The 22173-nt window shown below is 53.7% G+C and carries 16 protein-coding genes and 1 pseudogene; 9 read left to right on the forward strand and 8 right to left on the reverse strand.

Translation table 11 applies throughout. The annotated features are described in order from the left end of the window. A pseudogene (locus ACR0J7_RS15430) lies at nt 1-210 on the reverse strand (hypothetical protein); the annotation flags it as partial. Further along, entirely contained in the window at nt 197-1459 is a 1263-nt protein-coding gene (locus tag ACR0J7_RS15435; protein ID WP_480914839.1) for a nucleotide sugar dehydrogenase, read from the reverse strand. The pseudogene ACR0J7_RS15430 and the gene ACR0J7_RS15435, both read right to left, overlap by 14 nt. A gap of 351 nt (nt 1460-1810) precedes the next feature. On the opposite strand from ACR0J7_RS15435, the gene ACR0J7_RS15440 reads away from it, so the two are divergent. Further along, on the forward strand, nt 1811-3367 hold the full coding sequence (locus ACR0J7_RS15440) for an oligosaccharide flippase family protein (protein WP_480914840.1): 1557 nt from the start codon (nt 1811-1813) through the stop codon (nt 3365-3367). Nucleotides 3368-3413: 46 nt separating this feature from the next. Here ACR0J7_RS15440 and ACR0J7_RS15445 read toward each other — a convergent pair whose 3' ends face one another. Continuing rightward, complete coding sequence (locus tag ACR0J7_RS15445) at nt 3414-4568, reverse strand: DegT/DnrJ/EryC1/StrS family aminotransferase (protein WP_480871304.1); 1155 nt, start codon at nt 4566-4568, stop codon at nt 3414-3416. A gap of 231 nt (nt 4569-4799) precedes the next feature. On the opposite strand from ACR0J7_RS15445, the gene ACR0J7_RS15450 reads away from it, so the two are divergent. Genes ACR0J7_RS15450 through ACR0J7_RS15465 form a run of 4 tightly spaced genes read left to right on the forward strand, consistent with a single transcriptional unit; the run spans nt 4800 to nt 8687 of the window. Next, nucleotides 4800-5753, forward strand: a complete 954-nt coding sequence (locus ACR0J7_RS15450; RefSeq protein WP_480871303.1) for a glycosyltransferase family 2 protein — start codon at nt 4800-4802, stop codon at nt 5751-5753. Next, nucleotides 5750-6970 (forward strand): GNAT family N-acetyltransferase, encoded by a 1221-nt coding sequence (locus ACR0J7_RS15455; protein WP_480900715.1) that lies wholly within the window; start codon nt 5750-5752, stop codon nt 6968-6970. The genes ACR0J7_RS15450 and ACR0J7_RS15455 overlap by 4 nt, the downstream gene beginning before the upstream one ends. Continuing rightward, nucleotides 6967-8010: a lipid II:glycine glycyltransferase FemX gene (locus tag ACR0J7_RS15460; RefSeq protein WP_480900716.1), complete on the forward strand. Its 1044-nt coding sequence runs from the start codon at nt 6967-6969 to the stop codon at nt 8008-8010. Before ACR0J7_RS15455 ends, ACR0J7_RS15460 begins: the two co-directional genes overlap by 4 nt. Next, nucleotides 8007-8687, forward strand: coding sequence for a polysaccharide deacetylase family protein (locus tag ACR0J7_RS15465; protein WP_480871300.1), 681 nt, complete (start codon nt 8007-8009; stop codon nt 8685-8687). The genes ACR0J7_RS15460 and ACR0J7_RS15465 overlap by 4 nt, the downstream gene beginning before the upstream one ends. Here the strand turns inward: ACR0J7_RS15465 and ACR0J7_RS15470 are convergent. Both ACR0J7_RS15470 and ACR0J7_RS15475 read right to left on the reverse strand, forming a co-directional pair. After that, nucleotides 8607-10043, reverse strand: coding sequence for an O-antigen ligase family protein (locus ACR0J7_RS15470; RefSeq protein ID WP_480871299.1), 1437 nt, complete (start codon nt 10041-10043; stop codon nt 8607-8609). The two genes, ACR0J7_RS15465 and ACR0J7_RS15470, sit on opposite strands and share 81 nt — an antisense overlap. 113 nt (nt 10044-10156) lie before the next feature. Continuing rightward, nucleotides 10157-11428, reverse strand: coding sequence for a right-handed parallel beta-helix repeat-containing protein (locus tag ACR0J7_RS15475; protein ID WP_480871298.1), 1272 nt, complete (start codon nt 11426-11428; stop codon nt 10157-10159). A gap of 529 nt (nt 11429-11957) precedes the next feature. On the opposite strand from ACR0J7_RS15475, the gene ACR0J7_RS15480 reads away from it, so the two are divergent. Both ACR0J7_RS15480 and ACR0J7_RS15485 read left to right on the forward strand, forming a co-directional pair. Next, nucleotides 11958-13682 (forward strand): right-handed parallel beta-helix repeat-containing protein, encoded by a 1725-nt coding sequence (locus ACR0J7_RS15480; RefSeq protein WP_480900719.1) that lies wholly within the window; start codon nt 11958-11960, stop codon nt 13680-13682. Nucleotides 13683-14004: 322 nt separating this feature from the next. Next, nucleotides 14005-14850, forward strand: coding sequence for a class I SAM-dependent methyltransferase (locus ACR0J7_RS15485; protein WP_480871357.1), 846 nt, complete (start codon nt 14005-14007; stop codon nt 14848-14850). 122 nt (nt 14851-14972) lie between these two features. Here the strand turns inward: ACR0J7_RS15485 and ACR0J7_RS15490 are convergent, their stop codons facing one another. Continuing rightward, entirely contained in the window at nt 14973-16028 is a 1056-nt protein-coding gene (locus tag ACR0J7_RS15490) for an acyltransferase family protein (protein WP_480914842.1), read from the reverse strand. A 15-nt stretch (nt 16029-16043) separates the two neighbouring features. Continuing rightward, complete coding sequence (locus ACR0J7_RS15495; RefSeq protein ID WP_480900724.1) at nt 16044-16571, reverse strand: GNAT family N-acetyltransferase; 528 nt, start codon at nt 16569-16571, stop codon at nt 16044-16046. A gap of 763 nt (nt 16572-17334) precedes the next feature. Here ACR0J7_RS15495 and ACR0J7_RS15500 point away from each other — a divergent pair. Continuing rightward, nucleotides 17335-18348 carry a glycosyltransferase family 2 protein gene (locus ACR0J7_RS15500; protein WP_480900734.1) on the forward strand — a complete coding sequence of 338 codons (1014 nt, stop codon included), beginning with the start codon at nt 17335-17337 and terminating at the stop codon, nt 18346-18348. 75 nt (nt 18349-18423) lie between these two features. Here the strand turns inward: ACR0J7_RS15500 and ACR0J7_RS15505 are convergent, their stop codons facing one another. After that, nucleotides 18424-20139, reverse strand: a complete 1716-nt coding sequence (locus tag ACR0J7_RS15505) for a glycosyltransferase family 39 protein (RefSeq protein ID WP_480914844.1) — start codon at nt 20137-20139, stop codon at nt 18424-18426. A 312-nt stretch (nt 20140-20451) separates the two neighbouring features. Between ACR0J7_RS15505 and ACR0J7_RS15510 the strand changes: the two genes are divergently transcribed. After that, a complete protein-coding gene (locus tag ACR0J7_RS15510) occupies nt 20452-22173 on the forward strand; it encodes a glycosyltransferase family 39 protein (protein ID WP_480871352.1) in 1722 nt (573 codons plus the stop codon).

Genomic DNA, 22173 nt, shown 5'->3' on the forward strand with positions numbered 1-22173 from the left:
CTCCTCATGGCCCTTGCCGGTGGGGCAGATAACCGAGACCAGCGCGCCTGCGGCAGCCAGCGTGCGCGCCTCCATCCAGACGCGGCGGTCGAAGGGCACGGGCAGGTTTTCCACCACGATCAGAACCTTCAGCCCTTTCAGCGGCTGGCTCTGGCGCAGCTCGTCGAACGAGATCGGCTGAACGGCGGACACAGGGCTAGTCATATTCATAGGTTCTTATCACCTCTGCATCGCCAAGGTTCAGCTCGTTCACGATCCGGTTCGATCCGACCACCAAATTCCATGGCCCGGCCTCGGCCGTGGCGCGATCCACCAACAGGCGGCCCACATTGGGCAGGTGGGTAAAGGCATAACCCAGGTTCTGCCCCCGCAGATCGGCAGGCTTGATGGCCGGATCATAGACCGACAGCTGATACCCAGCCTGCAGCAGCCGCCGGGCAATATCGACATTGGGGCTTTCGCGCAGATCATCGGTTCCGGCCTTGAAGGCCAGCCCCGCCATCAGCACCCGACCGCCTTCGGGCAGCCGCGCCATGATGTCCTGCGCCTGATAGGTTTTATGCGCCTGATTGGTCTGCAACAGGCTGTCAATCAGATGGGTATGGGCCCCCACCTCACCCGCAATATGCTGCAATGCACGCACATCCTTGGGCAGGCACGAGCCCCCGAACGCGCCGCCCGGACGGGTGTAATAAGCCGAGATGTTCAGCTTGGTGTCCGAGACGAAAATCTCGTGCATGGTTTTGGCCGACACGCCCATGCTGTGGCAGATACGGCCGATCTCATTGGCGAAGGCCACCTTGGTGGCATGCCAGGTGTTGTCGACGAATTTGGTGATCTCGGCCTCTTCAAAAGCGGTGTAGAACACCGGCGCGTCCAGACCCTCGTGCATTTCGTCCATTACCGCCGAGCGATTGCCATCGGCTGTACCAACAACGATCTTGGGCGGGTTGAAGAAATCATCCACCGCCGACGCCTCGCGCAGAAATTCGGGGTTATAGACGATCTCGACCGCCTGCGCCGTTCGCTCGCCCAGATAGCTTTGGAAGATCGGCTCGATCAGCTGCCGCACGGTGCCCGGCCGGAAGGTTGACCGATACGCCACCGTCAGAGGCCGCGCCCGATCCGGCGATACGGTTTCGGCAATCTGACGCGTCACCTCGGCCACAAAGCTCATGTTATGCGAGCCATCGGTGGAACTGGGCGTGCCCACACAGACAATGGCCAGATCGACATCCCCGAGATCCGGCATCTCGACCACGGCCCGGATCAGATTTTTCCCAAGCGCCTCGGTCAGCAACCCGGCCACTTTCGGTTCCTTGATCGGGGGCTGGCCTGCGTTGATTTCGGACACCTTGTCGGCATTCACATCAATGCCGATCACCTCGTGCCCTTCACGGGTCAGACAGCACGCTGCCGTGAACCCCACATACCCCAAACCAAAAATCGCAATCTTCATACTGTCATACCGTCTTGAAAACAGGCGCCGGGTCCAGAAAACACCGGGCTCTTCTACTTGTTACCCTTGCGCAGTCAGAATCCAATCTGAGACACTGAGGCGAAACTTCATTTTGCTATGTAATATTCTGTGCCGACTCGCCGCGACGGTACTGATTGAAACATGGTGTACCTCTCTGAAACTGGAAAAACATGCGATTTCAACACAAAAATATACTTACAGGTTTGACTAGCAGCCAGCCGACCAAATTCCTAGAACAGCAAGTGCGGGTTTTTTGAAGTGACACCGAGGGTAGTCAGATTAGAAACATTGGTGCGTTGATAAGGTTTTTGTTCCGAGTATGGAAAGGCAATGTTTTTGAAGCCTCCAGTTAAAACAGGCGTGAATATCGCCCCAGGCACACCCGATCACAGCGCGACCCTTACCAGGGGGGCCGCAACATTATTTGCATCGGGCGTTTTCAGCCAGTTTCTAGGCGTTTTGACATTGGTTGTGACAGCCCGTCTTCTGACGCCAACGGATTTCGGGATCATTGCCTATTTCATAATCGCGGCCGCGTTTCTGGAAATCGTCCAGCGGGCCGTTTCCATGATTCTGATCCGCCAGCCCGAAATCACTGACGATCACCTGAACACCGTGTTCACGATGCAGGTGCTGTTGGGCATCTTTTCGGCACTCCTGATCTGGGCCAGCGCCCCTCTGATGACATTCTTCGGGCTTGCGGAACTGACATCGCTGATCCCCGCGCTTTGCTTCATTGCCATCGCAAGTTCCATCAAAAGCACACGCTTCCCACTTTTGGAAAGAGATCTCCGGTTCGGTTTCATCGCAGGCGAAGAAACGACCAGCCGAATTGCATACACATTGATGGCCATCAGCCTCACATGGATTTGGCGTGATTATTGGGCCATCGTGGTCGCCAGCGTCATCACTCAGGTCATCAGGGTCATCTGGAGCTTTTCCGTTGCCCCGATGCGACCCAGGTTAACGCTCCGATGCTGGCATGACTGCATTGATGTGTCATCATGGTCACTGGGGGCCCAGATCACCCAGTTTCTGATCAACAACATGCCCCAGATTGTCATCGGCAGCATGCTGGGTCTGGCCGATGCAGGGATTTTCAGGGTCGGCTATCGCCTTGTGATCCTGTTCACCAGCCAGATCATCGGCCCGTTGGAACGAGTGGTTTACCCAAGCCTTGCCAATGCCTCCCGGACCCAGGGCTCCAGCCGGGAAGCCTTCGAACGGGCCAACGCCATCCTTCTGGGGATCATCGTTCCAGCCAGCGTCGGCATGGCCCTGGTTGCCAATCACCTGATCATTGTCGTGGCCGGTTATCAGTGGCTGGCCGCCGCACAGGTCATCTGGGTGCTTGCCCCTTTGAAGGCGATCGAGACACTGCAGGCCAATGTCCGGTCTGCAAGCTATGTCGAAGGTTCTACAAAGCGCCTGTTTCTCCGCAACACGATCCTGCTGATCGCCACAACTGCACTGATGGTGCTGGGATCAAACTATGGCTTTATCGGTGCGATCCTCGGAGCCGGAGCCGGCAGCCTGTTTGCGATCGGTCTGGCGCTGATCATGGCCAAGGATTTCGGAACTGGCGGATTTCTGGCGCCGATCCTGATAGCCTGGCGTACATTTGCGTCAACCTTTGCCATGTTGCTTGCCGTTCTATTTGTCAGCAGCGCCTATGGCAGTGGCGACGCAGTGGGATGGGCTTACGAGACAGCGAAAGACCTGCCGCTGCTGCGTATCCGGTTCTCGGTCAAAGTTCTGGTCGGCGTTTTTGTCTATGTCGGCACGCATCTGCTGCTCTGGCGCCTTGCCGGGAAGCCGAAAGGGTTCGAGAGCCTAGCGCTGGAGCTTGCCGCAAAACTCAAACGCAAGCTGTCCAGGGCGGCGTGATGGCCCCGGTTACGCTGGCCTCACTCTGCATAAACCGCCCGCCTGATCAGGCCACAAGTTCACTTTTGAGCCGCACTATTATGTGATCAATATGCGCAGCCGAAAGGTACTGGTGCACCGGCAAAGATACGGCATTGTCTTTCAGGGCCATCGCCTCGGCCTGCCCTGACCAGTCGAGATTGCGGTTGAAGCCCGCCCACCAGGCGGTGGCACCAATCCCGCTTTTTTGCAGCGCCCGTACGACCCGGTCACGCCCCGCGACCATGATCGGCATATTCAGCGGACAGGCATCGACCGGAAGCTCCGGAACAAGCATGCGTATCTCGGGCAACTCGTTGAAAACATCCCGGTACCGCTGCCAGTTCGACCGCCGGATCGCAATAGTTTCTGCTACGGAATAGGCCCGCAATGGACGGGATGTGAAGACGCTCATCTGTGCGCCGCGCAGCGCCGGGTCGAAATAATAGTGCCCCGGAATGTCTTCCGGTTGATCCCCGTCACTGTGGGGCGGCGGTTCTTGTCGGCCGCGTGTCTTCTGAAGCATGGCCTGCATACGAGACGGCCCCAATACGGTTGCCAAACCAGCGCGCAAAAGTGTTTTGACCACGGCCTTGCCCGGAGCAGGCCGCGGAAACAGATGCTTGGCGCTCAGATCCGGCGCATTGATGACCATGGCCCCACCACCCAGAACAGGCACAAACTTGTAGAAGCAGAAAACCGATACGTCTCCGGTGCGGCCTTCTGCCGGTGAAGCACCGCTGAGAAGGCTCAATGCACAATCTTCGATCATCCGCAGCCCATGCTGATCACACAAGGCCCGCAGATCCGCCAGGCCTGGCTGCAGCACACCAAAATAGTGGATCACATATATCGCCTTCGTCCGCCCGGTAATAAGCGCCGCAATCCGTGCAGGATCGGCGCGCAGGTTTTCCGAAACCGGATACAACCGAACCGAAAGACCTGCATCAATCAGCGGATCGACCTCGGAACCGCAATTATAGGCAGGGGCCAGAACTTCATCCCCGGGCTGCAACCCCAAAAGATCACAAGATGCCCGGATCGCCACGCGGGTATTGTAACTCCAGAACACCGACCGATCCTGAAACAGAGCCTTGTACCCGCCAGCCGAATCCCGGCGGAACAGGTCGGACAACCGCATGACAGGATCACCGCAATACAGCGCATTCCCACGGTCAGTCATTCGATGTCAAACCCAGAGAGCAAAATTTGCCCGCACCCGATCTTGATACAGTTTCGTCTTTCAAGGATTCACACCGTCAAAATATTACCTTAATATACTGATCTAAATAATTTGACTTTTATAGCTACTTTTCGACAACAACGGTCCCCGTACGGTCACGTTTAAAGTGTTCACAGAATGTGGCAGTGGTTAAAGATTTGGAATGTAAGTGGTTAACGAGAGCAAAGCATCATGGTTTCATCGCCGTCCGGCACGAGTACCGAATACGCTGTATCTATCATTATCGTGAACTGGAACACCCGGGAGATTCTTCGGGATTGCCTGGCGTCCATTGCGCATGAGACCCGGCTGCCGCACGAAATCATTGTTGTCGACAACGCCTCCAGCGACGGCTCACCTGAAATGGTGGCCAAGGAATTTCCCCAGGTCCGGTTGATCGCAAATACCGAAAATCTGGGCTTTGCCGCCGCCAACAATCAGGGGCTCGAGATTGCCGCAGGCGCCAAGCTGCTGCTGCTCAATCCCGATACGATCATCCTGGATCGCGCGATCGATGTCATGAGCAACTGGCTCGACGCGCACCCGGATGTCGGATGCGTCGGCTGCCAGATCTTTGAGGACCCTGAAACCATCCAGCTAACCTGCTTTGCCGATCCCGGACCCCTTAGCCTGGCGGTGATCGAATTTGGGCTGAAGCGGCTGTTTACCTGGCCCGAATATGGGGGCTGGGACCGGACAACACAGCGCGACGTGGATGTCGTCTCGGGGATGTTCATGCTGGTACCACGCCCGGTCTTCGAAAAAGTGGGCCTGCTGGATGATGCGTTCTTTATTTATTCGGAAGAAGCTGACTGGTGCCGGCGTATCCGCAATATTGGCAAACGCTGTGTCTTCGCTCCCGAGGCGCGGATTTTGCATCTTGACGGCGGCTCGAAAAGCACCGCGCAGATCAAGTCGCGCATGTATGTGCAAAAGCAGAAAAGCAAGACGATCTACGCCAGAAAGCATTATGGCCGCAGTGGTGAGCTGATAACGCGCACAATCTTCCTCAGCAGCGCAATGTTGCGCGGGATTGCCTTTGGCCTGATCGGGCTTTTGCGGGCCACACCTGATCGCAAGGCCCGGCTGCGCCTGTCCGGAGCGGCAATCCGATATCATCTCTTCGGTCAGGAACCAACGGCATGAGAGATGCCATTTCCAGCAATGCGGATGTTGATCTTGAGTGCATCGAAGCGCCTGCACACAAGCTGAGCACACAAGCCAGCTGGGACAGTTTTGTCTCGGCATCCGGTGCCGAGATATATTTCCTGTCTGACTGGCAATCTGCCTGGTGGGATCATTATGGCAAAACGTTTACCGCCAGCCGGCATCCCGTCAGCTGTATTCTGCGGGACGGTTCAGAGATCGTTGGCGTGCTGCCTTTTTGCGTTGAAACCCTGTGGGCCGGTCCCGTTCCGGTGCGCGTCGCCCGGCTGGCGGGCGTGGATCCTAATTTTGCGGTCATGGAACTGCCCATTGCCGCCGGTTACGAAAACACAGCTCTCAGGGCTGTCATCGAACACCTGACCGGCAATTTGAAATGCAGCGTCGTAAGCCTGTCGCCCTTTTCAGAACGTGCGGGGCAATTGGAAAACCTGCGGGCCCTGAAAGGGTATGGCATATCCATTTTGCGTGATATCAGCACCCGCGGACATACGCTTATGACCCTACCTGATAGCTTTGATGCGTTTATGGCCTCGCTTTCGAAAAGCCGTCGCCGCGAGGTCCGGCGGGACATCAAACGCCTGACACCGGCGGATGAGACCTTGCGCACTGTCAGTTCCACGCCCGAAACCGTCGATACAATGATGGATCGGTTCATCGCATTGCATACGCGACAATGGGAAGCCGCCGGGAAGGGAGGGCATTTTTCTGACTGGCCGGTTGCAGCAGCGTTCTATCGCGCCCTGATGCAGCGCCTGAGCCCGAAAGGCCATGCGGCAATCGATGAACAGTGGCTGGATGAAACGCTGCTGTCCAGCCAGTTGCGTTACACCCTGAACGGCAAGGTGCTTTGGTGGCTCAATGCACGGGAAGTCGATCCTGAATTTGCAAAGACTGGACTGGGCCGCGTCGGTCTGGTCACGCGTGTTGAAGAGCTGATCAATCAGGGTGCGCACCTGATTGAGGCTGGTGCCGGAGAATATGAATATAAACTGAGCTACGGTGGAGATCTGGTGCCGCTTTATAATATCGTTCTGGCACCTGACCGTGCTTCCGCGCGATTACGAGCCCGCGCTCTGCTTTTATGGGCGGATGCACTGCATTTCTTTTACTACCGTGTCTGGTTCCTGAAAGTCCGCCCACGACTGGGAATCCGGCCAAACAGCCTCTGGAGCAGTTGGATACGGATGCAATTATGAACACGACCTTCTCGTTTCAGACAGTCACTGCGGAAGAATGGCCCCGGATCAGTGCCGGTTTTCATGATCTGACATACGAACAGACCCTGACTTATGCGCAGGCAGCGGCACAACGGATCGGTGCAACGGCTGAGTTCATCACCCTGTCGGATCAAGCAGATCAATTGACCGCTGCCGCCTGCCTACGCGTAAAACGCGTGCCTGGCCTGAGGCGCGGCATCGCCTGGATCGCTGCTGGCCCCATGATGTATCACCGCGAACTGCCAGAAATCGACCAGAACCGGCTGGATGCCACATTTGCGTCATTGCGTGCATATGCTCAGGAAACTGGCCATATCCTTCGGTTGCGGTTTCCTGCCTTGCCCTTTTACGACGTACAAACAGTGGATCAATCTGCTGCCGCAGTGGGTTTTCATCCCACCGATCGCTCTCCATCTTATCGGACAGTCATCATCGATTGCGATCAGGACGAAGAAACGTTGCTTAAGGCGCAGCACGGCAAATGGCGCAATCATCTGCGCAAAGCGTTGAAAAGCGATCTGTCACTGGAAAGCGCCCCAATCTCCGAGGCCTCGGGCAGATTTCACAAACTCTACCGTCAGGTGCAGGCAGCCAAAGGGTTTGAGAAACCCAATATCCCCCCGGAATTCTACTACTCGCTTCAGAGCGGTGATTTTTCTCATGAAGCTCTGTTTGCCCAAAAAGATGGTGCCGACATAGCTGGCATGATAATCGGCCGGGCAGGGAATTTCGCGGTCTATCTGTTTGGCGCGACGACAGATGTGGGGCGCCGCTGCAATGCCGGCCATTACCTGATGTGGGAATCCATTTTGAGGCATCGGGGGCGGGGCATAAAATGGTATGATTTGGACGGTATCGACCCTGACATCAACCCAACCGTCACAGAGTTCAAACAACGGACCGGCGGAACGGACTTGCTGGCTGCCGGACCTTACGAATATCGGCCTGCCGGGTTGGGTTCCGCCTTGATAGGCACCGCCGAAACGCTTCATTCCCGTTTGAAAAAAGCACGCCAATGACCACTGGAACGAGCATAATTTTCCACGGCATCGGCACACAGGAGCGTGCCCTGGAGCTGGACGAGGCCCCTTACTGGCTATCCGTCAGTCAATTTGAATATGCGCTTGACCGGATCGCCCAGGCCCCCGATCCAGGCCATTTCACGATCACCTTCGACGATGGCAATCTGTCGGATTACAGCATTGCCCTGCCCGCCCTTGCGGCCCGTAACCTCCGGGCGCGTTTTTTCGTACTCACCGATCGGATCGGACAGGCGGGTTCGCTGGATGTTGAGCATCTTCATACCCTGCGTGACGCTGGCATGACGATTGGCAGTCACGGCCTTGCTCACACGGCGTGGCCCACCCTGGAGGATGCGGCACTTGTTGAAGAGCTGAGCGCCTCACGCGCAGAGCTTGAAAAAATCTGCGGACACCCGGTGACAGAGGCGGGCATCCCCTTCGGGCGCTATGATGTAAGGGTCCTCCGGGCCTTGCGCGATGCGGGGTACACCGCTGCTTGGTCAAGCGATGGTGGCAAATGGCATACAAACAGTTTTCTGCGACCGCGAACCTCGTTGCGTGGTGACATGTCCATACACGAGATAGATGCCACTTTATCCGGTCAAATGTCCCCCCTGAGCCGTTTGCGGCGGGCTCTTGGAATGTCTCGGCGGCGCTGGATGAAGACTGGCTGAACCGGATCTGGCGCTTCGTCTTACTGTTAGCTCACCCGGGGCAATCTGCGGAAACCGCGTATAGCGCATTTTCCTGCCGTCGACTAGTGACTGTACCCTGTCGCCGTCCTGACTTTCCTGATCATCCGTATCAAGAAACCAGATCCCCGCTCCCAAAAGAAACATGAAAAAACAGAAGGTGGAGTCCCACAGATGCACCGTGATGGCGGAAATGCACAAACCCAACAGCGCAATCAGATACCCAAGACGGGCGTCTGCGAGGGCTCCGCTCAGATTCCTGTTGCCGACTTGTAAAAAGATAACCAACACCGCGCCCAGAAGCAGGAACAAGCCGGGAAATCCGTGCCGCAATGCTATCACCAGCCAGAAATTGTCCACCGTGGTCAACATGGCCATCCAGTGGGGTCGCGTATAGTCATTCAACCCGATTCCAAACAGTGGGTTCTGCAGAACATCGTCGGAGGCGAAAGTGAAAATATTGATCCGCGTAAATGCGGTGCCCGGAGTCAAAGTGAAGTGTGTTGCGAAGATCTGAAACATAGTCCGATTGGAACTGACTTCGCCGACGAAGTACAAAAAGGAGAAGATATAGAGAAGAATTTTCCACCTATTCTTCAGGAACCAAAATATCCTGTTCCACGCCATCAGCATCATCTGAAGAATGACATTCATGAAAGCACCCGACGACAGGGAACAGAAGACGGTGCCCCCAACGATGGAAACGAGACCAACCCTTTTGTTAAAGGGTTTATTCCATCCCAACACATACCAGGTAAGTGCAAAAGCCGGTGCACAGAACACTCCGAACAAAATCGGGTGCGGCATCGTTGTCTGAGCGCGCAGCAATCCCAGTCTCGGCGGAAAATACCACTTTTGATAAACACTCATCACCTTCCCAAACAGATTGAGGAGCGGCATCTTACCCGTGACAGCTTCATAAGCGGCGAACGGTAAAAGAACCATAATCAGGATGAAGAGGCATTTCACAAAGAACCGGAACGCATCCAGATTTCGAATATAGGTTCGGGCGATGAAATAGGGGGTCAGGGTTTCAATCATGAACATCCCAATGAACTGCCACAATTCCTGAATGCCGTGATTGACGGCCAAAGTCAGGCTGGCCCAGAAAGCAAAGCCTATTACTAAGAAATCGACCGCCCTTATTTTACCTGCTTTGCCGCTCAGCCATCCAAAAACTGCGGGGAACATATAGAGGAGGAGGATCACGCGATAGCCATTGAGTTTCAGTCCGCCGAGGAAGAAATAAAATGGCATCGCAAAAGATATGACGAGCAGCATCAGGACAAGCGGTTTTGCCATCTGCTCTCTCGTTTTGGCTGATGACACAGCGATCATTCGAATTTCCTGCCCTTAACTCAAGTAACTCTTCAAAAACCAAAAAACCTGGTGACTTTCATGACCACGCCCTTGCCATTAAACACGCCAGCGGAAATCATCCATGTCAGTTTTCATCGAGTGGGATAGTTCTTTGCCAGCGTCGATCCGGCATTCAGGCGATCCATGAGGCTGCCGGGACGCACGCCAAACTCATTGTACCCCCTTTTCCGCCCCAACGCATGGTAGATGAACTGCTGATCATAATACCCTTCCTGAGACGGGTTTTGATCCTGAATCATGGCATTGTTAAGAAGCACCCAATCTCGCTGGTTTTCATACCCCACGATATTTGCCGCTGCGTTCTGTTCGATGACAACGGATGTGGAGTCCGGTGAGATATTGATCACCGGCACAGAATGGCCACCGGGCACATTGATCAGAGAGTTTTTTCTAACCGAAATGTTGTCGGAACCGTAGATAGAAATGCCGTGGACATGGCCGTTATAAATCATGTTGTTTTCAATCAGCACGTTCCGATGCCGCACCTCGGGGTCTCCGATGTCCTTTCCGTCTCCGCCCGCCCAAATCGTCTGTGCAAAGTCGCCCGCACCCACATCGAAAACATTGTCCCGGATCGTGATATTGGCGCTCCCGCTGTTATTGGCCCGTTGAATCTGGATCATGTCGCGGTGATCGCCGACACCGTCGGCCCCGCCGAAGTTATGGATGTGGTTATTCTGAACCAGAATGTCATCGACATTGTCGAACACCAGCCCGTCCGAGCGAATTGAATGCACGTCACTGCCGGTAATCTTTATGCCGTCCGTATTAATGGCGATGACTGCCTTCCACCAAGTAAGGAACTCGGAGTTTGAAATATCGACATTGGCTGCGCGGAATACCAGCAGGCCCGTTCCATATCCGGCTCCATCTTCTGGTGTTCCAGTGCGACTGGCGACATCTCCGCTGAACACTGAGTTGGAGATGGTGATATTCCGGCTATTGCGGACAACAAAGTTAGCGAGGTGATACGGATCTGTGCTTTTGAATGTATAGTCGAACCTGATGCCATCCAGATGGACATTCTCGGCCCCGTCAAGAATGGCGACACTGAAACATGCGAGGTTGGCAGGATCAGCCGATCTGATCACCACCGGCGACGGGTAAGCCTTGCCCAGTTTCAGAGTACCATAGTTTCCGGGTGCAAGCAGATAGACCTCACCGCCACGGGCATTCTGTAAAGCACTTGCCAGCGCGGCTGCGTCGGAAATGGCCTGACCTTGGGCCTGGGCCGTGAATCTGGGTTTGAATTGCTGCCTGTCGCAAGGGCTCTTTGCATGCAAGGCAGGGCTAACGAACAGCAGGATCGTACCTGCCAGCGCAAGAATACGTGATCTGGACATGACGTACCTTTCTGATCTGCGACCGCTCGAAAGCTTAGTCGACCCCCCGCATACTGTCTATTGTGGTGCCCCTCGGATCGCATGACATTTCCGAGCCACCCATCGGTGCTTTTCCGGGGTGGTCCCAATTAAATCTGCAAGTTGTCGTAGCGGCACCGGGCAATTCATTGCCGACACCTACCAGAGATACGCAAGGACGCGCCGGAATAGTGGCAATTATGTGTTCATTGTTGATTAAAGGGAATCAATTACTCAAACAGGCGTCAACCGCCAAGGGAAGTGGAACAATTCCCGGTATTGAGTATCGAGTTCACTCGGAAATGAGCGCACGGGGGCAGGATTGTCCCGATACAGGCAACAGTTTCCAAACATAGCCACATTTCGGCCACTCTGCCGCCTTCGGGCGGCTGTTCCATCCGTCCTGGGTGTGCGGGATCTCGTGCGCTGCCACTCACAGCGCCTATGAAACAGAAGGTGAAATATGTCGACGACAATTACGGTAACCTCTGCGGCAGAGCTGAACCAGGCCTTGTCACAGGCGACAGGTGGGGAAACAATATTGCTTGCGGCAGGCGACTACGGCAAGCTCAGCCTGAACGGTACGCAATTTTCTTCAAATGTAACAATCAAATCCGCTGATCCAAATGCGATCGCAAGCTTCTCTGAAGCGCATCTCAATGGAGCATCGAATGTAACATTCGACACGATCAAATTCGATTACACGTACAGTGCTGGGGACTATCACTTCCAGAACAAATTCAGCGTCACTAACAGCTCGAATATCACATTTCAGAACTCAAACTTTGACGGTGATTTTGCCAGCGGAACCGGAACATCTGCGGATGGCACTGGATATGGTACAGGCCTGATGATCTCCGGATCCAGCAATGTCAATGTCGTCAACACAGAGTTCTCAAAATGGTGGAAGGGCGCCATCTCTCTTAACTCTGACGGGGTGAATTTTTCGGGCAATGACATTCATTCGATCCGTTCGGATGGGCTGGTGTTCGACAATGTCGACAACATCCTAGTCGAGAATAACTACATTCACGATTTTGGTGGCGCGGCAGGCGCGGGCGATCACCGTGACATGATCCAGATCCAGCGCGCAAACGGTAGCGGTAGTGACAACATCACCATCCGCAATAACGTTTTTGATATGGGGCAAGGAGACTACACCCAGACCATCTGGTTTGGCGGCGACGGCAAGGATCTCAGCGACCCGAATGTCATTCATCACAACGTCCTAATCGAAGGAAACCTTATTTACAACGGTCACCTGCACGGCATTTCGGTTTACGGCGTCGACGGAATTACCATCACCAAGAACTCGGTTCTGCACGTAGATGAGAAAACACAAACGGGCGGCATCGAGATCCCACTCATCTTTGTCTCGAACGGCTCCAGTAATGTCACGATCACCCAAAACATCACATCGCAGATTCTGGGGCATAATAGCCAGTCGGATTGGACTGTAACTGATAATGTCTTGATCAAGCCCACGGAATACGACCAGCACTTTACCTATCAGGCCACGGCGCAGACGGATGGGTACAATCAATATATCGTCATACCGGGAAGCCAGGCAGATTTGTTGGGTGCAGGTTCTGACCTCGCAAACAGCATTTCTGGCACTTACTTCGATTGGCTGAATGGTAACGGATATTCCGGGACCAACACCGGAGCGAGCCAACCCAATATCGGGTTAACCCCACCACCTGATACCGGAGGCGATCAAACCGATACCGGGACGAACCAGCCCGAGGCAGGAGGCGACCTAACCGATACCGGAGAAACTCAAACCGAGACAGAGACGAGTATCCCTGCCGCCGAGCAGCCTCAAACCGGGGCTGAAACCGAAGTCGGAGACCCCATTAACATTGTCGAACCTCAAGGAGAGTTGGTTGTCGACATAAGCAATCAGGACAACCCGGGTGACACCGCACAATCGCCTGCTTCAGAGACCGAGGATACAAGCACTGATCGGTTTGTGTGGAAAAACTCGGGTTTCGGCCCAAAAATGTTCAAAAAGGGAAATCAGGCTGCAAAAATCGATGACGATGACGGCGGGTCCGACAGCAGTTTCATTCAGATGTTTTTGAACCGTGCTGATACCTCACATGAGACTGGAACGGCTTCCGATTCTGAGGGCAGCGGTTTTATTGCCGACAGCACCGACTCTCTGACAACCGGGGGTGATGTGGAATTCTTCGACTCTTGGGCTTCGAATCTATACGCGGATTTGTTTGCCTAATGGCGACAGCCGCCCCCGACTAGAATAACTGTTAATCAAAGCATGGGCGGACCTCTAATTTGAGGCCCGCCCATGCCTTTTTCAGGCCAGCACACTGCAGGACATGCAAAAAGGGTTTGGATAGCACTTGGGAGTTTTTCGCCCCGTATTGTGGCACGCCTTTCAAGACAGGGAGACCCGCAACCAGAATGCAGCAGCTTGGCATTTTATTGTGAAAGAGTATTTATCTCGACACATGATCCTGCATCGGCATCATATATGACAGACAGACGGGCCATGACCTTGCTTACGAGTGAACTTTATTCAATTACAGGACCACGAAATGAAACCTGAGAAAATGCCGGTGACCGCAGCAAGCTATCAAGCTTACCTGAACAGCCCGTACAAAAGCAGCAAGCATTCGACTTACTTCGATGTGTATGACAAGCTTTTCTCTCCCTACATCGGCAAGCCAATTACCTTCGTCGAAATCGGGGTTCTCAGTGGCGGCTCTTTGTTCATGTGGCGCGAGTTCTTCGGGCCGCAGGCCCGCATCATTGGTGTTGAACTGAACCCCGGCGCAAAACGCTGGGAGCAGGAAGGTTTTGAAATTTTCATTGGCAGCCAGAGCGACCCGGCCTTTCTGGAGAAACTTGCAAAGGAGGTTGGTGAAATCGACATCGTCTTGGACGATGGTGGTCATACCTATGAACAACAGATCATAACAACCGAGTGTCTGCTGCCGCATATCCGCGATGGAGGCATGCTGGTCGTGGAAGACACGCATACATCCTACATGGAGGGCTTTGGCCCCAAGCGCCGTTCCTTCGTAAAATACGCCATGAGCATGGTAGATCGTGTAAACCGGCGCTTTTCCAAACTCCTCACAGATGCTGCGGAAAAGCGGGTTTGGTGCATCCGTTTCTATGAATCCTTTGTTGTATTCGATGTGAACCTCAAGGCGACCTCTGTCGTGTCCGTACCAACCGACAACGGCGGGGAAGACCTGAACGCAAAAGACTTCCGCCACGCGGACAATCAGGCCTATGAAAACTTCCTGAAAGCGTCCAAAAGCCTGTCGGCCCTCAAGGTCATCCCCGGTACACGATCCTTGGCCAAGCTGGCCCGACATGCGATATCGCTGCCATCGAACCTGAAGCATGCCCGGAAACTGAAAGAATTTTTCTGAATTTTGACCGCCTTTCCGGCTGAGCGCGTCGCTGATTTGGGATCAGCAACGCTCCAGATCCGTCAAGTCGGGGCGCCGAAGATGCTGCGTTTTGCCACCGGCAAAATAACCCGCTGCAATAGTCAGGAGAACGCCCGCTTCATCCCTTTGGTGATGGGCTTTTCCACCAGTGAAAAAACCAGGCATCCCGCGGCGACGCTGCTGGCCAGACACAAGATGGACAGAACGTCACCATTCACAGGTCTAAGGACAATCGAAGACACTTTATAAAAAGCGGGAATGGTGAGTATCTGGACAAGGTAGATGCTGTAGGATGCATCCCCGAGATAAACAAAAAAACGATTTGAAATCTGCGTCGCAAACAGCAGCCCAAAAACGATAAAGAACGACGGTACACCCCAGATAATGACACGGTTTGTTGGGTCGACCTCAAGTTCACTCGACAGAGAGGCGCATAAAAGAAGCATCCCGAAAACAAATATCAAGACCCCTGTCTTTTCCCTGATTTCAAACCCTTTGTTGTAAAAATACGCGACAGCCATCCCAAACAAGAACTCAAGCGATATAAAATCACCGGACGCCAAGGATACCCCGGCTAGAACCAGGCTGACAACCAGGAAAACATGGATCCACGACCTCAAGAAGAGAGACAGTCCAAAAACAAAATAAAAGAGCATTTCCCATTCCAGGGTCCACCCAACATACACAATCGGCGGCTCACCGAGCACCAGAAGCGAAGAAAATAGGAGCGATGACAATATGATGGTTCCTGAAAGCTCCATGGACCTGAAGATTCCGGGAACAGCGTAATAAACCGCCACAACAAAAAGTGTGATCAGCCAATAAATTGGCACGATCCTTAGAATTCTCGATTTCAAGAACGCGCCTGTGTGCCGCTTTTTCTGCATTTGAGTGTGCAGCATGACAAAGCCGGATATCACGAAAAAAATATCGACCCCATTTGCACCCCACCCGGCCAGGAAGGATAAATAATCGGTGCTTTGTCCATATGTTGATGCCGTCTTGATGACATGGAGGAAAACCACATTTATGGCAGCAAAGGCTCGTAAGGCTTGAATATTATTGATCATCTGTTTCGAGTTTATTATCCGGATAAAATTCTGATCGAACTGGCACGTCACGGATTGAAATGCTGTGACTGCCTCGTCCCTCAGCATTCACTGATTCAAGAGTTATCTGTCCTCCAAGCGACAAATCGATGGTGGCGCATCCTGTCGCCAATGAACGGCCCCATTTCGGCGGTGGACCCCCTGTCCGATGGGCAAGAACCCCGCTGAAAGAATGCCGCGTTCCGACGACAAATTACTGTCACTGCAGTCAATATAAATACGCGTGGTCCCCTCTTCTGCCAGCGTGCGGCACACGTGCTTCAGAATTTCCACATAGTACCCCCGCCCCCGCATATCAGGAACGGTAAAGCAGTGAGAGACCAGAGCACAGTGCTCGGTCATCGGGAAGAAATATACGTTCACGTTTTGCCCGGAGCGGGTTTGCGCAATGGTTGCCGGAACCCCGTCGGAAAACCCGATCCAGACAGACATGCCTTCGTCTAGGTTTCCTTGGACATCCCAGTGGATCTTGTCCTGATTGCGTTTCAGAAAGTCTCTGCTTTGGTCATCAAAATCGGACCAGCTGCGAAAACACTGTACGGTCAATGTGTTTGACATGCCGTCGATCTTCCGGGCTTTGTCGCCACTCATGGCGAAGAGCAGCCTATGCTGTCCGACCACACGGTCCCTAAAAAGCATCCACATTGTCTTGAATCCACCAACAATCCCCACCCGGCGAAAGGATCGCAAGACAAGATTGAGTCGGTGGAAAGATGCCATCAAACGCCCCTGCCTGGTTTTTTCACCTGGACAGCAACAGCACTGGGCTTTCGTTCAATTTCAAGAAGTACGGGCCGCATCCTCTGCAATCTTCCAGAGTAACCAGCGACTAAGAACATACGTTCCACTAACTGCGAACAGGTTGATAAAAGTTCGTTTTCCGGCACTCTGGCAGCTAGGTGCACGGGCGCTCCAAGAGCGTGGGTTCTTTTGAAACTTGGGGTCTTCGAAGCAACTTCTGGACCCTGCATGGAAATACCAAAATTTCCGCGCTTTATCCGCAGGCAAAGTGCTTCCACCCAATCTCGTATTTTGAACGCCACGCATCACCTTTTCATTCTAGCACGAACCTTCCTCAATCAGTGTGGGATGTATAGTACTCTGTATCATCAGTTTGATGAATAGTCGGTCATTTTTTGTATCTCTTCGGAGGCGCGTGTCTAGCAGATCTCATGGCGGCCGCTGGAAATGTCACTATCATCGATGCACGCTGTAAGGTACTTAGTCACGATGAGGAGACACTGGGAATTGAAAATTTGCACGCCCATGCGAAACTTTTTTGAGCCCGGGCAAAAATCATGATCACCTGTGTCCTAACGCACGGGAAAAGGTACGCGTTATGACGCTGTTAAACATGGGCACACCCGCATTTCCGTCTCGAGGAAAGAGACCGGACCAAGGTGCTCCAACTTTGAGTGTCGTTGTTCCTATGTTCAATGAACAAGATGTTCTGCCGGTTTTGTTCAAGCGTTTAGAACAGTCCCTCGACCATCTTGGAGAAAGTTATGAGATCATCTGCGTGAACGACGGCAGCACAGATGCAACTGCCAGACTTCTGGCCGCCGCGCATGAACGCGACGACCGTATCAAGGTGCTGAACTTTTCTCGCAATTTCGGCAAGGAAATAGCCTTGACGGCAGGGTTGGATGCAGCAGCAGGTGAAGCTGTTGTTCCGATTGACGCGGATTTACAGGATCCGCCGGAACTGATCGAAAAATTTCTTGAAAAGTGGCGTGAAGGGTTCGATGTCGTCTATGCTATCCGGCGTCACCGCGACAGCGATACCGCGATGAAACGCTGGTCGGCACTGAAATTCTACCAGGTCATCAACCGGCTTTCAGGCGTACCGATACCCGCCAATACCGGAGATTTTCGCCTTATGGACAGGCGGGTGGTTCAGGCTGTAGGGCAGCTGCGCGAGCACAACCGCTTTATGAAGGGCCTTTTTGCCTGGGTCGGGTTTCGGCACACTGAAGTGGCATATGACCGCCCCGAACGTGCCGCGGGACAAACCAAGTTCAACTACTGGCGCCTTTGGAACTTTGCGCTGGATGGTATTACCGGTTTCAGCACGGTACCGCTCAGGATTGCAGGCTATGTCGGAATGCTGACTGCGTTGGCTGCGATCATCTACGGTACTTTCCTGATCTCGCGCACCCTTATTTACGGGGTGGATGTGCCTGGCTATGCCTCATTGATGGTTGCTGTGCTGCTGATCGGTGGCCTGCAGCTTGTCGTGCTGGGTGTGATCGGGGAGTATCTGGGACGGCTTTATGCAGAGGCTCAGAAACGCCCGCTTTATATTGTCGAAAGTAGCCTGGGATTAGGGGATCAGACTCACTTCCCCACCGATAGGCGACCCGATTAATCTGCAAACCGCATAGGTTCATCAAGCGCGGTCATATCCCCCAAGCCGGACCACCAGAAAGTTACCTCGGGATGGTCAATTCCCGGCATCGGGTTCGAAAAGCTCGGCGCTGGCTCGCAATCTTTTGATTTTGAGGGCCCGTTTATAATTATTCAGGACCTCACGTCGCACATCGGCAACGTTGGATTGCCCAACATCGGGCCATGTAATCAGCCAGACTCGAGCATCGGGGTTACGGCGCAGGGCCTCTCCATAATCCTGAACAATGAATTGCCCATCATTGATATAATAGAACAGTGGCGTATCAACCCAATCGCGGTCCCGCAGGAAAACAAGATCACTGCCCGTCATTTCTAGTCGCATGGCCTTCGCAATACCCTGATAGTCGTTAGGAGAGCCCGGCTTACCAGCAGCGTAGGGAATACTGGCTGCAAACACCAACACACACAGGCTGATCAACGCCAGCCTGAAACGGTGATCCTTGAACAGCCAGACTGCACCCGCCGCGCACAGGATCAGCAGATAAGGCACGAAAAGAAGAAAAGCCCTGGGGGCAAGGATAGAAACTTTGTAGGATATTGCGAACAAGATCAGCGGAGAGCCAACCGCGATCAGCAACAAAAGCAGTGTCCGTTCCTGAGGAAAATACAGTGTGTTCGAGGGCAATCTGGGCACAATAACTCCCCATATATTGCCCAGAACGGGGATGAGCAGCGCCAGAAAGGGTAAAACAGACATCGCCATCAGCGCTTCGGTTCTGCGATGGGCGATTGAACCCAGCCAAAGCATAAAACAGGCCGAACAGACCGCCGCCGACACCAAAACCCATATCGAGATTTTTTGCTGTGGCCCCATCACTGGCGCTTCGCGTTTTGGAGCTTTCAGGCTTGCCACTAAGAGCAACAAGCCGAATCCCAGAACCACCCATGACCAGACCGGTTCGGTCTGCAACGGCGGAGCTGCAAAATCATCTTTTGCAAACAGAAACCCAAAAGAAAAATATTCGAACAGAAAGTCAGGCGAAGGATCAGGAGCCGCACCTTTACGCGCACGATACACCGCATGGGTCAAAGCCGGGGCAGACAAGATAAAGGCAAACGCCTGCACTTGTAGCAACCGGGGGGCCTGCCTCAGACCGATCCGATGTCGGAGTCGCGAACCGTCCGCTCTTGGTAGAGGCAGGACCAGAGCTACCCAGAACACTTGGATCATGATCAGGGGCCAGAATAGCTCAACCGTCAGAACTCCCGCAATAACCGAGATTACATAAGAAATCTCGAGGCCCGGGCGCGGCTTGCGCGTTCTGACAAGACACAGCAAAAGCCACGTTGCCAGCAATGACAGGAAGGCTCCGGCGACGTACATGCGGGCCGTCTGGCTCCAGAACACATGAAAACCATGAAGTGCCAACAGTAATGCAGCCAGACATCCCACAGTCGACCCGAAGATGTTGCGGGCAATCAGAAAAATCAGTGGGATCGAACCTAAGGCAAACAATACGCCGGGAAACCGCAAGGCAAAATGTGACGTTCCAAAAACCTTAGTCCAGCCTAGCATGGATACATACCAGCCCATTGGATGCGGTTCATCATGGAAATGCCACCAGATAGTTTCGGCAAGGTTATGGCGCGGTGGCGGCTCGGAAATACCGGAAACCAAATCTATACCGGGGACATAGATTTCCGGATGGGACATACTGCGTAGCTCAATCCCCCAAAGTCGCAGTATCAGCGTCAGCAAAACTGCAACCAGCAACCCGAGAAAGACAGCACCTGTCCGATACTCTCGCATGCCGGGAAAAACCGAACCTTTTTCTGACATCTTCATAAACAATCCAACTTCTGGCGCGCTACGATGCCACAGAACCAATCAACTTGAGCTAAATTCCCCCTCCAGACCGCTCTGCCGAGGTATATTTGCGCCAACATGAAACATAATTGCATATACTTGGAAATTGTTTCGTTAAACTGCGAGCATCTACAGAATTAGTTCCTGCTAACCCAAAAATTGATATGAGTGAAAAGAAATGAGAACTTTGTCGTATTATCGACATAAGTAGAGTGGGTTCTGCAAAACTCCGCAAAGCGTTCGGGGCATAGTTGGATGGTCAGGTTTTCTTTTGGCGTTTTGACGGGGGTGGCGGGTGTCATATTGGGACTGCTTTTACCAGCCAGCCTTTTTACCCAAGTGCTGCGCGGCACAGATACCGTAACTGATCCAGCCTTTGCTCAGGGGATTTGGCTATTCAAGGCCGGGCTCATCATCATAGGAATATATCTTCTGTTATTGCGGTTTCTGCCGATTGGTCGCCCACTGTCCCCACAACGCTGTGAGATTTCCCCCGCCAGTTCAACTCAGACACTGATCTTTGGCCTTCTGTTGGTGTGCGCTACCGCTTTGCGGCTTTATCGGCTTGATACTGGCATCTGGTATGATGAAATTCTGACATCCGTAAATTACATGCCCCTCACAATCGGGCAGATCGTCAGCACCTATCACGATGCAAACAACCATGTCCTGTTTTCGGTGCTGGCCCGCCTGTCCTTGTCGGTCTTCGGTGACGGTGTCTGGGTCTTGAGATTGCCTGCGGTCGGTTTTGGCATTGCTGGCATTGCCGCTATTTACTTTTTTGCCCGCCGTGTCGGCCCGACTCGCGAGGCTCTGTTTGCGGCAGCACTGCTGGCGTTTTCCTATCACCACATCTGGTTCAGCCAGAATGCGCGTGGTTACACCGCATTGCTGTTCTTTGCCCTGCTTTCCAGCACTTGGTTTCTGGACGCCATGCGTCAGGGATGCCCCCGCAAATGGGGGCTGTATTGCCTTGCCGTGGTACTGGGAGCATATGCGCACCCAACCATGGGGCTGATGGCGCTTGCGCATTTTGCAATCTGGGGCACCGCCTGGTTCCAGCAAAACGAGCAATATAAGCGCTATCGCTGGAACGGGTTGTTTTGTGGTTTCATCCCGGTGGGTCTGTTTACGTTTCTGGTCTATGCTCTGGTCTTGCCCAGTATGGTCGGCGGGGCGCTATTGAATTCTGGACTGAAGGGCGAAGACAACGAGTGGACCAACCCTTTTTGGGCGTTGGCGGAACTGTTCAGCAGTCTGCAGATCGGGTTGGCCAGTGCTGGTGTTGTGATAGCCGCCGGCCTTGTCTTTACGATTGGTGCCATCAGCTTTGCCCGAACGCGACCGGCCGTTGTGGCGTTGTTTCTGATCCCGGTTGGAGTCGGGTTCATGGTGATGACCAGCATCGGGTATACTCTGTTTCCACGGTTTTTCTTTTTTGCCTTTGGGTTTGCAATCCTCATTGTGATCCGCGGGGCCTTTGTGACCGGCCAGTTGGCGGCGCACGCGGCGCAATTACCCACCCCGGCCATGAAATGGCTGCCAGCACTGTTGTGCTCGGTTATCTTGGCCGTATCTCTCTTGTCCCTCCGGCACGTGTATCTGCCAAAACAGGACTTCGGTAGCGCCATCGATCTGATTGAAGGCGACCGGCAGCCCCAGGACACGGTTCTTGCTGTCGGGATCGCAGGATTTCCGTTCAATGCATACTATGACAAGGGATGGGATGTCATCGAAACGACCGATGATCTGGATCGCCTGGCCTCGCAGTCAGGCAGAACCTGGTTGGTCTATACGATGCCGGTGCACGCCCGGACCACATATCCGAGAATACTGGAGAGGGTCAAAAAGGAATACGCTACCGTTGCGCGGTTCCGGGGTTCGCTGGGCGGGGGAGACGTGGTGGTCAACCTAGCAGATCCGACTAAGGCCCATGCCACAGAAAAGAGTGCAAGTACTGTAAAGGATAACGATTGA

It is taken from the genome of Ruegeria sp. O4 (assembly GCF_056535125.1).